This is a genomic window from Pseudonocardia asaccharolytica DSM 44247 = NBRC 16224 (assembly GCF_000423625.1).
Lineage (GTDB): Bacteria > Actinomycetota > Actinomycetes > Mycobacteriales > Pseudonocardiaceae > Pseudonocardia > Pseudonocardia asaccharolytica.
On sequence record NZ_AUII01000032.1, the window covers coordinates 11,766 to 24,631 of the forward strand.

The 12,866-nt window shown below is 72.6% G+C and carries 17 protein-coding genes; 11 read left to right on the top strand and 6 right to left on the bottom strand.

Features of this window, described 5'->3' with window-relative positions; genetic code table 11:
* Positions 1-10 precede the first annotated feature (10 nt).
* Complete coding sequence (locus tag G567_RS0121555; protein ID WP_051233386.1) at positions 11-1,120, top strand: Mrp/NBP35 family ATP-binding protein; 1,110 nt, start codon at positions 11-13, stop codon at positions 1,118-1,120.
* A gap of 43 nt (positions 1,121-1,163) precedes the next feature.
* Here G567_RS0121555 and G567_RS0121560 read toward each other — a convergent pair whose 3' ends face one another.
* Complete coding sequence (locus G567_RS0121560; RefSeq protein WP_084796338.1) at positions 1,164-1,583, bottom strand: zinc ribbon domain-containing protein; 420 nt, start codon at positions 1,581-1,583, stop codon at positions 1,164-1,166.
* The gene (locus tag G567_RS36365) at positions 1,510-1,860 is read right to left on the bottom strand and encodes a zinc ribbon domain-containing protein (RefSeq protein WP_373865925.1); all 351 of its coding nucleotides are present in this window, start codon (positions 1,858-1,860) and stop codon (positions 1,510-1,512) included. The genes G567_RS0121560 and G567_RS36365 overlap by 74 nt, the downstream gene beginning before the upstream one ends.
* Positions 1,861-2,879: 1,019 nt before the next feature.
* Between G567_RS36365 and G567_RS0121565 the strand changes: the two genes are divergently transcribed.
* The 3 genes from G567_RS0121565 (at position 2,880) to G567_RS35245 (ending at position 4,177) form a co-directional block, all read left to right on the top strand.
* Complete coding sequence (locus G567_RS0121565; RefSeq protein ID WP_028931609.1) at positions 2,880-3,233, top strand: ArsR/SmtB family transcription factor; 354 nt, start codon at positions 2,880-2,882, stop codon at positions 3,231-3,233.
* The gene (locus tag G567_RS0121570) at positions 3,224-3,709 is read left to right on the top strand and encodes an SRPBCC family protein (RefSeq protein ID WP_028931610.1); all 486 of its coding nucleotides are present in this window, start codon (positions 3,224-3,226) and stop codon (positions 3,707-3,709) included. Before G567_RS0121565 ends, G567_RS0121570 begins: the two co-directional genes overlap by 10 nt.
* 216 nt (positions 3,710-3,925) lie before the next feature.
* Positions 3,926-4,177: a hypothetical protein gene (locus G567_RS35245; RefSeq protein WP_028931611.1), complete on the top strand. Its 252-nt coding sequence runs from the start codon at positions 3,926-3,928 to the stop codon at positions 4,175-4,177.
* On the opposite strand, the gene G567_RS36370 is transcribed toward G567_RS35245, so the two are convergent.
* Positions 4,140-4,520 carry a hypothetical protein gene (locus G567_RS36370; RefSeq protein ID WP_028931612.1) on the bottom strand — a complete coding sequence of 127 codons (381 nt, stop codon included), beginning with the start codon at positions 4,518-4,520 and terminating at the stop codon, positions 4,140-4,142. The genes G567_RS35245 and G567_RS36370 overlap by 38 nt on opposite strands.
* Before the next feature lie 109 nt (positions 4,521-4,629).
* Here G567_RS36370 and G567_RS36375 point away from each other — a divergent pair, with 109 nt between their 5' ends.
* Positions 4,630-4,851: a hypothetical protein gene (locus G567_RS36375; protein ID WP_028931613.1), complete on the top strand. Its 222-nt coding sequence runs from the start codon at positions 4,630-4,632 to the stop codon at positions 4,849-4,851.
* A 192-nt stretch (positions 4,852-5,043) separates the two neighbouring features.
* Here the strand turns inward: G567_RS36375 and G567_RS30445 are convergent, their stop codons facing one another.
* Positions 5,044-6,627 (bottom strand): SulP family inorganic anion transporter, encoded by a 1,584-nt coding sequence (locus G567_RS30445; RefSeq protein ID WP_051233387.1) that lies wholly within the window; start codon positions 6,625-6,627, stop codon positions 5,044-5,046.
* Between the two features lie 27 nt (positions 6,628-6,654).
* Positions 6,655-7,791, bottom strand: coding sequence for a molybdopterin molybdotransferase MoeA (locus tag G567_RS30450; RefSeq protein WP_051233393.1), 1,137 nt, complete (start codon positions 7,789-7,791; stop codon positions 6,655-6,657).
* A 395-nt stretch (positions 7,792-8,186) separates the two neighbouring features.
* Here G567_RS30450 and G567_RS0121600 point away from each other — a divergent pair, with 395 nt between their 5' ends.
* The 6 genes from G567_RS0121600 to G567_RS0121625 are packed head-to-tail and all read left to right on the top strand — an operon-like array spanning position 8,187 to position 12,490.
* Positions 8,187-9,044 carry a sulfite exporter TauE/SafE family protein gene (locus tag G567_RS0121600; RefSeq protein WP_028931614.1) on the top strand — a complete coding sequence of 286 codons (858 nt, stop codon included), beginning with the start codon at positions 8,187-8,189 and terminating at the stop codon, positions 9,042-9,044.
* A gap of 39 nt (positions 9,045-9,083) precedes the next feature.
* Complete coding sequence (locus G567_RS0121605; protein ID WP_028931615.1) at positions 9,084-9,449, top strand: BlaI/MecI/CopY family transcriptional regulator; 366 nt, start codon at positions 9,084-9,086, stop codon at positions 9,447-9,449.
* Complete coding sequence (locus G567_RS34485) at positions 9,446-10,381, top strand: M56 family metallopeptidase (RefSeq protein WP_028931616.1); 936 nt, start codon at positions 9,446-9,448, stop codon at positions 10,379-10,381. The genes G567_RS0121605 and G567_RS34485 overlap by 4 nt, the downstream gene beginning before the upstream one ends.
* 53 nt (positions 10,382-10,434) lie before the next feature.
* The gene (locus G567_RS0121615; protein ID WP_307724174.1) at positions 10,435-11,157 is read left to right on the top strand and encodes a DsbA family protein; all 723 of its coding nucleotides are present in this window, start codon (positions 10,435-10,437) and stop codon (positions 11,155-11,157) included.
* Positions 11,154-12,017: a cytochrome c biogenesis CcdA family protein gene (locus tag G567_RS30455; protein ID WP_051233388.1), complete on the top strand. Its 864-nt coding sequence runs from the start codon at positions 11,154-11,156 to the stop codon at positions 12,015-12,017. The genes G567_RS0121615 and G567_RS30455 overlap by 4 nt, the downstream gene beginning before the upstream one ends.
* On the top strand, positions 12,017-12,490 hold the full coding sequence (locus G567_RS0121625; protein WP_028931618.1) for a hypothetical protein: 474 nt from the start codon (positions 12,017-12,019) through the stop codon (positions 12,488-12,490). The genes G567_RS30455 and G567_RS0121625 overlap by 1 nt, the downstream gene beginning before the upstream one ends.
* On the opposite strand, the gene G567_RS0121630 is transcribed toward G567_RS0121625, so the two are convergent.
* Positions 12,465-12,866, bottom strand: coding sequence for an ectoine synthase (locus tag G567_RS0121630; RefSeq protein WP_028931619.1), 402 nt, complete (start codon positions 12,864-12,866; stop codon positions 12,465-12,467). The genes G567_RS0121625 and G567_RS0121630 overlap by 26 nt on opposite strands.

A 12,866-nucleotide genomic window follows, 5' to 3' on the forward strand; every position in this document is an offset into this window, starting at 1 on the left:
GGAGGTCGAGGTGTTCCCCAGGATCGCCGCCAGGACGTCGCCGGACCCGCAACGGGTCGCGGCGGCGGTCGGTGAGGTCATCGAACCCGAATCCGGGCTGAGCCTGGACCGGCTCGCCGCGGTCGGCACCGTGCACGACCGTGGCGGCCGGGTCCGGGTGCCGGTGGCGCTGCTGGCCACCGACTATCCGCTGGCCGACGAACTGCGGGCAGCCGTGGTGGCGGCCGCCACCGGCGTCGCCGGCGTCCGCGAGGCGGTCGTCGAGTTCGCCCCGATGGGCCAGCGCGACCGGGTCGAGCTGGGGGAGCGGCTGCGCGCCGCTGCCCCGCCGGCCACCGCCACCCCCCGCATCTACGCGGTGGCCAGCGGGAAGGGCGGGGTCGGCAAGTCCACCGTCACCGCCAACCTCGCCGTCGCGCTGGCCGCGAGCGGCCAGCGCGTCGGGGTGCTCGACGCCGACGTGTGGGGCTACTCGATCCCGCAGCTGTTCGGCGTGCACCGCACGCCCGTCGCCCTCGGCGGCGTCATGCTGCCGGTGCAGGCCCACGGCGTCGCGCTCATCTCGACCGGGTTCTTCGTCGCCGACGGCACGCCGGTCGTGTGGCGCGGCCCGATGCTGCACAAGGCACTGCAGCAGTTCCTCACCGACGTGGCCTGGGGCGGGCTGGACGTGCTGCTACTCGACCTGCCACCGGGCACCGGCGACATCACGATGTCGCTGCTGGAGCTCGTGCCCGACGCCGCCCTGCTCGCGGTCACCACCCCGCAGGCCGCGGCCCGCACGGTGGCCACCCGGGTCGGCCGGATGGCCCGCGAAGCGGGCATGCCCATCGCCGGGGTCGTGGAGAACATGAGCGCGTCGGTGTGCGCGGGGTGCGGCGAGCACACCGCGGTGTTCGGCTCCGGCGGCGGCGACCAGCTCGCCGCGGAGGTCGACGCCCCGCTGCTCGGCCAGGTTCCCCTGGACATCGAGCTGCGCGCGGCCGGGGACCGCGGCCGTCCGGTCGTGCTCGACTCCCCCGCCGCCGCGTCGGCCGTCGAGCTCACCCGGATCGCCACCGCGCTGCCCGCGGTGCGGCGCAGTCTGCTGCGCCGCTCGCTCCCGCTGAGCGTCTCCTGACGTCCTCCCCCGACTGAAGGCAGGAGATTCCGGTCTGCGCGGTTCACCCCGCGCTCCCGGCGGGTTCCTGCTTCACCGGCCCCTGCTCCGGTCTCCCGGAGTCTGGCGGCGCCGCCACAGGTGTTGATCTGTCCGCCCGCCCGGCGGTCAGAATGTTGATCGCGGCGTTGACGTCCCGGTCATGTATCGCCCCGCACGGGCAGGCCCACTCCCGCACGTCCAGCGGCGTGGCGTCGCCGAGGGCCTGGCAGTCCGAGCACAGGCGAGTGGACGGGAACCAGCGGTCGACCGTGCGGACCGACTGCGCCCGGCTCCGGACCCCTTCCGGCGGCGGGCGAGTTCCTGCTGGGCTCGGCGGAGCTTGCGGTGCGCCTTCCGCACCCCTCGGGTTACCGATCTTCCGGCCGTCGGGGAGGACGGCGAAGGGCTCCAGTCCGAGGTCGATACCCACCTCGGTTCCCATCGGCGGGAGCGGCTGGTCGGACACTTCGACGACGAACGAAGCGTGGCACCGGTCCGTCGGGTCCACGGTTTCGCCTCTCGGCGCGTCCCGCCGCGAGGATGTTCTTCGCCGCGTTCAGGTCCCGGTCATGGACGCCGCACGAGCATTCCCAGGTCCGTACCGACAACGGTTCCGGTCCGTTGATCGACCCGCACTCCGAGCACAGGTGGGAGGGGGGAGAAAGCGGTCCACCTTCCCGAGCCCCGGCGACCGAGGCCGACCCCGTGACGGAGATCACCGATCGGCTCCGACGGCGTGGCAACGCCGCGCCTCACACTCGCCGTGACAGTCGGACCGCGCCCGTGGAGCACTCAAGATCGCAGCAGGTCGGCATTGCGGCGGTGGCGGCGGACCGTGAGTCCCACCTGGAACCGAGGGACCTTGAGCTGCTCGTGACGGCTGCGTATCTGGCCGGTCGGGACGCGCTCGGGGACGACTTGTCGGCGCGCGCGTATCGCGAGTGGGGGTGCCGGGGCGAGCCCGCACGAGCGACCGGTGTGCGTTCTGGCTGGGCCTCCAGCTGCTGCTCAGGGGCGAGGTGGCGCGCAGCAGCGGGTGGCTCGCCCGCGCGAGCCGGTTGCTCGATGACAACCGGCTCGACTGCGTGCTGACCGCCGGCGATGTCGGCGCGGCCCGCAGTGCCGCCGAGGAACTGGGGAAGATGGCCGAGTACGTCGGGCTCCGCTGCTGCGCGCGGCGGCGGCGCACGCGGTCGGGGCCGTGCTGCTCGGCGAGGGCGCCGGGCAGGAAGCGCTGGGCATCCTGCGCGGTGCGTGGGCGGCGTGGCAGGAACTCAGCGCCCCCTACGAGGCCGCCCGCGCCCGGGCCCTCATGGGCCTGGCCCGCCGGGAGCTCGGGGACGACGAGTCGGCGGAGATGGAGCTCGACGCCGCCCGGTGGGTGTTCCAGCACCTGGGCCCGGGCCCGACCTGGCCCGCGTCGCGGCGCTCTCGCGGAGGCAGATCAGCGAGGCGGCGGGCTGACCGCACGGGAGGCGCAGGTGCTGGGCCTGGTGGCGGTCGGAAAGACCAACCGGGCGATCGCGGCCGATGTGAGGCGACAGGAGAATGACAGTGGTCCGGCGCCACGAGAATGGCAGTGCCTGCCGTCGCCGCAGCCACAAGCCGACACCTGTCGGGTCGTGTCGCAGCCACCACCGATCTGCCCGGATGTGCCCACACGCGGACAGCTCTGCTGCCGCTCCCGCCGGAGGTCGACCCTTGACAACATACAACTATTCGGTTGTATGTTTGGACGGTGACCGAGGAGGACGAGGAGCGGGCGGACGCCCTGTTCCACGCGCTCGCCGACCGGACCCGGCGCGACATCATGCGCCGCGTACTGGCCGGGGAGCACTCGGTCTCCGCGCTCGCGGCGAAGTACGACATGAGCTTCGCCGCGGTGCAAAAGCACGTCGCCGTGCTGGAGAAGGCCGGTCTGCTCACCAAGCGACGCAGCGGCCGCGAGCAGCTGGCCAGCGGTGACGTGGAGGCGGTGCGGTCGGTGGCGTCCATGCTCACCGAGCTGGAACAGCTCTGGCGTGGCCGCATCGCGCGCATCGACGAACTGATCGCAGCCGACCCCGACCGGAGGACCGAACCATGCCCGTGACCGATGTCCGGCAGGACCTGGACAACCTGACCCTGACCATCACCGCCGACTTCGCCGCCCCGGTGGCGCGGATCTGGCAGGTCTACGCCGATCCGCGTCAGCTGGAGAAGGTGTGGGGGCCACCGACCTACCCGGCGACCGTGGTCGAGCACGACCTGAGCCCCGGCGGCCGCGTGACCTACGTGATGACCGGCCCGGAGGGCGACAAGCACGCCGGGTACTGGCAGATCACGGCCGTCGAGGAGCCGACGAGCTTCTCCTTCGTCGACGGCTTCGCCGACTTGGACTTCAACGCGAACCCGGGGATGCCGGTCTCCACGAACGTCTACACCTTCACCGAGCACGACGGCGGCACTCGCGCGATCTACGTGAGCACCTACGAGTCCGCCGAGGCGCTGCAGCAGGTGCTGGACATGGGTGTGGTCGAGGGCGCCACGTCGGCGATCAACCAGATCGACGACCTGGTCGGTTCCTGAGGGTGCGCCGTGGCCGGCCCTCTCGGACATCGGGGCGGGCCGGCCGCCCCGCGCGCGGTGGCGTCGGTGCCGACGTCGGCGCGCAGGCCGTGCACCCAGGCGGCGTTGATCGACTGCAGGGTCTGCGCGTCGCGAGGGACGTACTCCGCGATACCCAGCCCGACGAGGTCAACATCAGCGGCCACCGCCGAGATCAGTCGGACGACGGCCTCGGGCATGAGCCCGCCGACCTCCGGCCCTCCGCGCCGTGCTGCAGCCGCCCGCGACCGCGGGCGAGCCGACCAGCACGGCCGCGACCAGCGCGACCGGCGGGTGTTCACCGACCCCGACGGCGCCCCGCTGCCCGAGCGCGGACTCGAGCGGCGGTGCGCGCGGGGCGCGGCCCGCGCCGGGATCGCCCTGCCGGGCCGCTCGTTCGGCAACGGCTCTATCACCGACCTGCGCGGTCTGCCCCGGATCGGGCCGTGAGCGGCCGCACCGGACGGCCGGCCCGGCGGCTGGTCCTCGACTGGCGCTGGTCGAGCAGCGGCGGATCGCGGCCGGGCTGAGCCAGGTCCAGCTCGTCGGGCGGGCCGGCGCCGGCGCGGTCACCGGTCCGGCCCGGCTGTGGCCCGACCGCGACCACGACACCGATGTCCAGCGGCTGGGCCAGCTTCGCCAGGGTCAGCCGCCCGTCCCGGTGGCGCAACGCCGAGCGGGTGTACTCCGCGGACTGGCGGGACCGCTTGCGGGATTTGACCCGCGGGTAGCGGGCGCGCTTGGCCCAGAACGCCGCGAACCCCGCCTGCAGGTGCCGCAGGCTCTGCTGCAAAGGTCCGCGACAACTCGGCCGCCTGCTGGGCAGACGGGTAGAAGCGGTACCTGAACGCCCGCTTCACCACCCGGCCATGCTCACATCCTATTGCCGGCTGAGGTGGACCATGCGGGGTGGCGGCGTTCGGGTGCTCGTCGGCGCCGGCGTCGCCGGCGTCGCCGCCGCTCGCGCGCTCGGCATCCTGGGTCTCGGGGACCAGGTGGCCGACCGCGCCGTCCGCATCCGACGGCAGCGGACCGCTGATCACCAGGGCCGGGTGCTGTTCGACGTCGACGTCGACGAGCTGTGGAACGGCGTCGGCCCGTGCCTGGCGCTGCATCGGGCGTAACGCACGGAGCCCTTCTGAGCTGGGACGATGTGGCCTGCTGAAGGCCACATCAACCCACACGGGGGCATCCGTTGGATGCGACCATCTCATGCCCGTCGCGTGGTGTCGGTGCGGTTCGACGATCCGAATCTGTGTCGTGCGCCGGGCCGAAGCCCGGCGCACTGCGGACCATCTTGGTGGCGAGATCCTCGATCAGCCGAGCGGATCCCGCTCCGGGGTGAGGATCCGATCGATGAGCTGCCGTGACTGCGGTGGAACGTCGGTGATCTCGGCGTCCAGACCCGCCGTGCGCGCCTGATCCAACAGCGCGCGCAAGGCCAGCGCGCCGCTGGTGTCGATCCGGCCCAACCGGCTCAGGTGCAGCCGCAGCCGGTCCGCGTCGGGATGCGCCACCAGCGCGTCGAGCAGCGCGCTGTCCAACCGATGCGCGGTGCCGAACCACAGCACGCCGCGTGGGGTGAACTCGATCAGCCCGTCGGCCTCAGACACGTCGATGGCCAGCTGCAGCTCGCGCCAGAGGAACACGGCGAGGGACAGACCGATCCCGATGAGTACCGCCCAGTCCAGCCGCGGGGTCAGCAGCACGGTGGCCAGGAACGTCCCCCACGCGACGACCGCCTGCGGCACGGAGTAGCGCCACAGCCGTACCAACGGTCGGAACTTCATCAGGCCGAGCACCGCCGAGATCACGATGGCGCCCAGCACCGCGAGCGGCAGCGGCTCGAGAACCCAGGCGATCGGCAGGAACGCCAGCACGGTCAGGCCGGTGAACCCGCCAGCCAGCCGGGTCCGGGCCCCCGACAGCCGGTTCACCGAGCTGCGGGAGAACGACCCACCGCAGGGCATCCCGCCGGTGCATGCCGCGGTCACGTTCGCCACGCCCTGGCTGATGAACTCCCGGTCGGCGCTCCACCGGCTGCGCTCCTCCGACGCGAACCGCCGGGAGATCGACGCCGCCTCGGTGAACCCGATCAAGGCGATCAGCACCCCGCTCAGCACCAGCTCGGGCATCCGGCCCCAGGGCAGGTTGTCCACGGTGAGCGGTGGGAAGCCGACCGGGATGTGCTCGACGGTGGTCCCGGCGTACCCGCCCAGCGCCGAGATCACCGTGCCGATGATCACTGCGATCAGCACTCCGGGAAACAGCGCATGCAGCCGCCGACCGCCCAGGACGAACAGGATCGTCATTGCGGTCATGGCGATGGCGGCGAGGTTCCACAGGTTCGGGTGCAGTAACGCCCATACCGCCTCGGCGAGCACGTTGCCGTGCCCGGAGGCCTCGACCCCGAGTGCCTTCGCGGTCTGGGAACCGGCGATGAGCAGGGCCGCGGCCGGGATGAATCCCAGCAGCATCGGTTGCGACATGAGGTAGGCCAGCCAGCCCGCTCGCAGGAACCCGAGCAGCACCCGGACCAGACCGACGACGAGGGCGAGGCCGAGCCCGAGGCTCAGGTATTCCGGGCTGCCCGGCGTGGCCATCGTGCTCAACGCCCCGAAGGTGAGCAGGGCCGTGATGGCCACCGGGCCCGTCTGCAGATAGGGCGAGGACGCGAACAGCGCGGCGAGTATCGGCGGGAGGGCACCCGAGTACAGCCCGACCACCGGGGGCATCCCGGCGAGCTCGGCGTAAGCGAGCGACTGCGGAATTCCGACCATCGCCACGCTGACCCCGGCGACGATGTCCCGGGGCAGCGTCGAACGCCATGAGCGGCGGGCGGTGGTGGTGAGGGTGGTGGGCGGGTCGCGTCGCGCGTCACCGTCGGCCGTCATCGTCATATTCTCGCTCCCCGCAGTTCAGCCCGGTCAGCCCGGCAGTCCGTGGAGCCGAACCGGACAATCGGAGCCCTCCGGCGGAACGACGGCGAGCGCCTCGGCCATCGCCACCCCGCGCAGCATCGCACTCGCGTGATGGTTGACCGCCGCGAGGCGTCCGTTGTTCTCGGTCCGGATCGGCAGCAATCTGGTCGATGTGGGATGCCGGGGCAGCGAGCTGTCGGAGACCGCGGGCAGGTCGTCCAGCGCCGCACCGCGCAGTCCGGTGATCGCGGGGACCACGAGGGTGAGGAATCCGACCAGCGCGGCCAGCGGGTTTCCCGGCAGGCCGATCAGGAGGCGCCCGTCGGGCAGCGCGGCGAGCGCCTGCGGGTGCCCCGGACGACACCGGACCCCATCCACCCACAGCTGCCCACCGAGCCGGTCGATACAGTCGCGAAGGTGATCGGCGGGCCCGATCGAGGACGAGCCGGAGACAAGGATCACATCCGCCTCGGCCTGGGCCAGCCCCTCGGCGAGCGCCGTCGTCGAGTCGGGAAGGTAGGTCGTGGCGGTCAGCGTGCCGCCGGCCCAGTCGACAAGGCCGGGCAGCATCGGACCGATCGCGTCGCGCACCTGGCCGATCGGCGGGATCCCCGCGACGCAGACCTCGTCGCCGGTGACCAGGGCACGCACCCGGGGCTTCGGGTGCACCCGAAGCCGGTCGTGGCCGGCGGCGGCGGCCAGCCCGAGCAGCTGCGGGCTGACGACGGCGCCGCTGGGTGCGAGCGGCTCACCCGTGCCGCATTCCTCGCCCGCGCGGCGGATATGGCCGCCCGGCGAGACGGGCCCGGTGAGCTGCCGTCCCTCGCGCACCGCGTTCTCATACGGCAGTACCGCGGTGGTGGCCTCCGGCAGCAGTGCGCCGGTGGCCACCTCACAGGCCTGGCCGCGGGTCAGCCGCGGCGCCGAGGACGACCCGGCCAGCACCTCCCCCACCACCGTCCACGGGCCCTCGCCGCACACCGCGTAGCCGTCCATCGCCGAGCGGTCGAAGGAGGGCAGGTCGACCAGCGAGGTCAACGGCTCGGCCAGCGTGGCACCCGATGCTGCGGCCAGCTCCACGTGTACCGCCGGGAGCGGCCGGGCGGCGGCGTGGGCACGGGCCCGGGCGTCGTCCCAGGACACCGCGCCGACCCGGCGCCCAACGGAAGACGAGGTCGGGGAATCGGCGTCCGAATCTGCCGGAACGCGCGCGATGGCAGCCATATCGGGCGCGGCTCAGCGGCCTGGCGGCTGGATCATGGCCGTGCTGACCTGCATGTTTCCACCTCTGCCCGTCGCGTCCATTGCCCGGACATTGAACCATGCGCAGGCCCCGGTTCGCGACGTCGACCGCGCCGAATCGTCGGCGAAGCAACGATCCGGCCGACCCCGCCCGGATGCTCACCGTCTCATTGAGCGGATCTCCCAAAAGACCGTACATTAGGACCGGGCTTGAAGGCGCCGACCGGGTAACCAGGGAGACCAGCGCATGACCGACGTGCACCAGGACGCCCGCAGCGCTGGGCAGGGCAGGGCAGGTGATCGTCGGGGCGGCGGTAGGTCTCGGCCTCGTCGTCGGGATCGTGATCGGGGCACTCGGCGGCGGTGGCGGCGTCCTCGCGGTTCCGGTGCTGGTCTACCTCCTCGGGCAGACCGCCCTGGAGGCCACCACCAGCAGCCTGGTGATCGTCGGAATCACCGCACTGGTCGGCGCGCTGGCCCGCACCAGGGCGGGACTGGTGCAGTGGCGAACCGGCCTGGGGTTCGGACTGGTCGGAGTCGGCACCGCCTACCTCGGCACGATGCTCAACGCGCGGCTGTCCCAGCCGGTCCTGCTGCTCGCCTTCGCCGCCCTGATCCTGGTGTGCGCGACCGCGATGCTGGTCAAGACCCCCGCGGACGGCGGCGCCGAGCCACCGGAGCCGCCAGAGCCGACGGGGCCTGCGGGAGGATCGGAGACGACCCGATCGGCCACCGCCGTCGCGACCCGCGCCCCGGCCACCGCGCACAGCTCCCGGCTCGGGACGGCGGCGAAGGCCCTCCTCGCCGGCCTCACCGTCGGGTTCCTCACCGGGTTGCTCGGCGTCGGCGGCGGTTTCCTCGTCGTCCCCGCCCTGGTCTTCGCGCTCCGGATGCCGATCGCACCGGCCATCGGGACCTCGTTCCTGATCATTGTGATCAACTCTGTGGCCTCGCTCGGCGCCCGGGCCGACAGCCTCACGCTCGACTGGGAGGTCGTCGCACCGTTCCTGATCGCCGCGATCGTCGCCTGCTTTGCCGGGAAACGGATCGCCGAACGTCTGCCCGGGCGCGCGCTCGGCCAGGCGTTCGCGGTGCTGCTTCTGCTCGTCGGGGTCTTCGTCGGCGCGCAGAGCCTGCTCTCCCGCCTGAGCTGACCCGCGGATATGGTCGATCGCCGGCGGCGGAGGTGACGGATGCGAGGTCTCGGCGAACTCGAGGCGACGGTCATGGACCTGTTGTGGGCCACCGACCGGCCATTACTGGTTCGCGAGGTGCGCGAGACTCTCGAGGCGCACGGCCGACCGCTTGCCTACACCACGGTGATGACCGTCCTCGACAAGCTCCACGGCAAGGACTGGGTGCGCCGCGAGCGCGTTGGCCGGGCGTGGGCCTACCGGCCCGCGCACAGCCGCGCGGAGGCCGGGGCCCAGGTGCTGCGCGAGGTGCTCGACGCCAGCGGCGATCCCGAGCGCGTGCTGCTGCATTTCGCCCGCACCATCAGCCGGCGGGAGTCCGCCCTGCTGCGCCGGGCCCTCGGCGAGCGACCGGAGGGCTCGTGACCCTCGGCATCGGACTGATCCTCGGCGCGCCCCTCATCGCCACCCTCGGACCACGATATCTGTGCAGGCTGCTCACCCCTGCGGTGCAGCCGGGTCTGGCGCTCGCCGCGTGGATCGGGTCCACGGTCGCGATGTGGGCGAGTGCGCTGGCCGGCGCGGCGATCCTGGCCATCCCTGGCGGCACCGAGGTCGACGGCCTCTTCGGGATGGCCCGCAACTGCCTCAACGCGGCCACCACCGGCGAACCGGTCCCCTGGGCGCAGGTCGTCGCGATCGTCCTCGCGGCGACCACCGGGATCGCGGTCCTGCGCTGGGCCGTGATCACCGTCCGGCTGGTGCGACGGGACCGGCGCAGGCGAGCCGAGCAGCTGTCCCTGCTGCGGCTCGTGTGCCGCCGCGAGGACTCCGTGTTCTGGCTCGACGAGGACGCACCGATGGCGTTCAGCATCGGCGGACGAGCGGGCGTCGTCGTCGCCACGACCGCGGTGGCCCGGCTGACCGGACCGCACCGGGCAGCCATCGTCGCGCACGAGCGCGCGCATCTGCGGGGCAGGCATCATGTGCTGGTGCTGCTGGCCGATGCCACCCATCGAGCGCTGCCCATCGCGCCGCTGTGCCGGCAGCTGCCCGCAGTCGTCCGCGTACTGGTGGAGGTGGCCGCGGACGCCGCAGCCGCGCGGGAATGCGGCGCCGAGACGGTGAGCGACGCGCTGGCCGATGTGGCCGGCGGTGACGCCCCGATGGGAGCGCTGGGCGCCACGAACGAGTCCGTCGCGGATCGGCGGGCGTGGCTGCGCCGGCAGCGCGGGGTGAGCCGATGGGCCCGTTCCCGCACCGGACTGGCGCTGGCCGCCACCGCCTCGACCGGGCCGCTGGCGGCCTCGGTCAGCTGCGTCGCAGGGCTCGTCCTGCTCACCTGCCCCACGTTCTGATCCCCGAACCACTACTACTATGCTACATAGTAGTAGTGGTTCGGAGGATTGTGGTGAACACCAGCAGTGGCATCTCGCGCCGGGAGCGGTGGCTGCTCGTCGCGCTCGTCGTGATCGCGCTGGCCCTGGTCGGCGCGCTGGTCGCGCGTCCGCCCGGAGGAACGGAAGAGAATCCGCAGACGGCGGCCGCACAGTCCGGAGACCCCGCGCCGCTCGGCCCGCTCGGCGATCTCGCCCAGCGCATCCCCGACGACCCGATGGCGCTCGGCCCGGTCGACGCTCCGGTGGCCATCGTCATGTTCAACGACTACCGATGCCCGTTCTGCGCCAAGTTCAGCCGCGACACCGAACCCGAGCTGGTGAGGCGCTACGTCGAGTCCGGCACCGTCCGCCTTGAGTGGCGCGACCTCGCGATGTTCGGACCGCAGTCGACGACGGCCGCGCAGGCCGGTCGGGCGGCGGCCGCCCAGGGCCGGTTCTGGGAGTTCAACCGGGCGATCTACGCGGTGGCCCCGGAAACCGGGCATGCCGACCTCACCGACGACGCGCTGGTGGAGTTCGCCCGCCAGGCCGGAGTCCCCGACCTCGACCGCTTCCGCGCGGAGATGCGAGCGCCGGAGAACGTCCAGGCCGTGCAGGCCGACAGCGCCATGGCGGCGGCGCTGGGCGTGCCGGCGACGCCGGCCTTCGTGATCAACGGGACGCCGATGCTCGGGGCCCACCCGCTGGACACCTTCGTCGCCGCGATCGAGCGGGCCGCCGGGGGTGCATCGTGACCGAGATCGGCCTGCTCGGCGCGTTCCTCGGCGGCCTGCTGTCGCTGCTGAGCCCCTGTTCCGCGCTGCTGCTCCCGTCCTTCTTCGCGTACGCCTTCGAGCGGCTGGGCACGCTCGTCGCCCGCACCGCGGTGTTCTTCGCCGGCCTGGCCACGATGCTCGTGCCGCTCGGCGCGGGTGTCGCGCTAGTCGGTGCCCTCCTCACCCAGTACCGGAGCGTGGTCACCACGGCCGGCGGCGTGCTGCTGATCGGCTTCGGCGTGTTGAGCATCCTGGGCAAGGGCTTCGGCTCCACGGCCGCGGCCCGGGTCTCCGGCAGGCTGCGCATCTCCTCGCCGGCCTCGGTGTTCGCGCTCGGCACGGTCTACGGCCTCGCCGGGTTCTGCTCCGGCCCGTTGCTGGGCAGCGTGCTGACCGTGGCGGCGGTCGGCGGGGCGCCGGCGTATGGCGCGCTGCTGCTGGCAGCCTACGGTCTGGGCATGACGGTCCCGCTGTTCGCGCTCGCAATGCTCTGGGACCGCTTCCGGCTCGGCACGCGGTCCTGGCTGCGGGGCAGGCCGCTGCGGATCGGACCGCTGCACACCCACAGCACCAGCCTCGTCTCGGGCCTGCTCTTCGTGAGCATCGGGATCCTGTTCCTGGTCACCGACGGCACCGCGAACCTCGGCGGCCTCGCGGGCGTGGACAGCCAGTTCAACCTGCAGGTGTGGGTGCAGCGCGCCGTCTCCGGCCTCTCCGACGTCACGGTATTGCTGACGGTGGTACTGGCCGCGCTGGTGCTGCTGGTGTGGCGGCTGGTGCGGCGGCGGACCAGCCACGAGCCGGCGGCGGACACCGCCGTGCGCCAGGAGGAGCCGTGATGCGCCACTGGCCGGCTCGGCGCTGGGCGGTTGCCGCGGGCGGGACGATCGTCGCGGCGCTGCTGATCGCCGTCCCGACGGCGGTGCTGCCGACGCCATGGTTCGGCCGTGACCTCCCGGTCACCTGGTGGAGCTACCCCACGCTGGCGCTGACCGCGATTCTCAGCGGCCTGCTGCTGGCCAGCTACCGGGCCGAACCCGGGCCCGCGGCCCGCCCACAGCGGCGGGCCTGGATCGGTGCTGCGCTGTCATGGTTCGCCGTGGGCTGTCCGGTCTGCAACAAGCTCGCGCTGCTCGCCCTCGGCTACACCGGCGCGATCACCTGGTTCGCTCCGCTGCAACCGCTGCTCGCGGTGACGTCCGTGGGGCTGCTGTCCTGGGCGCTGTGGGCGCGGCTGCGCGCGGCGCGGTCCTGCCCGGCGCCGCGGCGCGCCGGCACCACCGACGTCAGCTCGCCTGCGCCCCCTCGATGATCAGCGGGTACACCCCGTTCTCGTCGTGCACCTCACGCCCGGTCACCGGCGGATTGAACACGCAGATGGTCCGCAGCTGGGTGCGCGGCCGCAGCTGGTGGTGTTCGTTCCCGTCGAGCACGTAGATCGAACCCGGCCCGAGCTCGTAGGTGACGTCGTTGTCCTTGTCGTAGAGCTCGCCCTCGCCCTCCACGATGAAGACGGCCTCGATGTGGTTGGCGTACCAGAAGTCGTTGACCGAGCCGGCGTCGAGCACCGTCTCGTGCACCGAGAAACCCACCCCATCGCCGGCCAGCACGATCCGTTTGCTACGCCAGTTCGGCGTCTTGACGTCGCGCTCGGTGTCGGTGATCTCCGCAAGCGTCCGGACGATCAT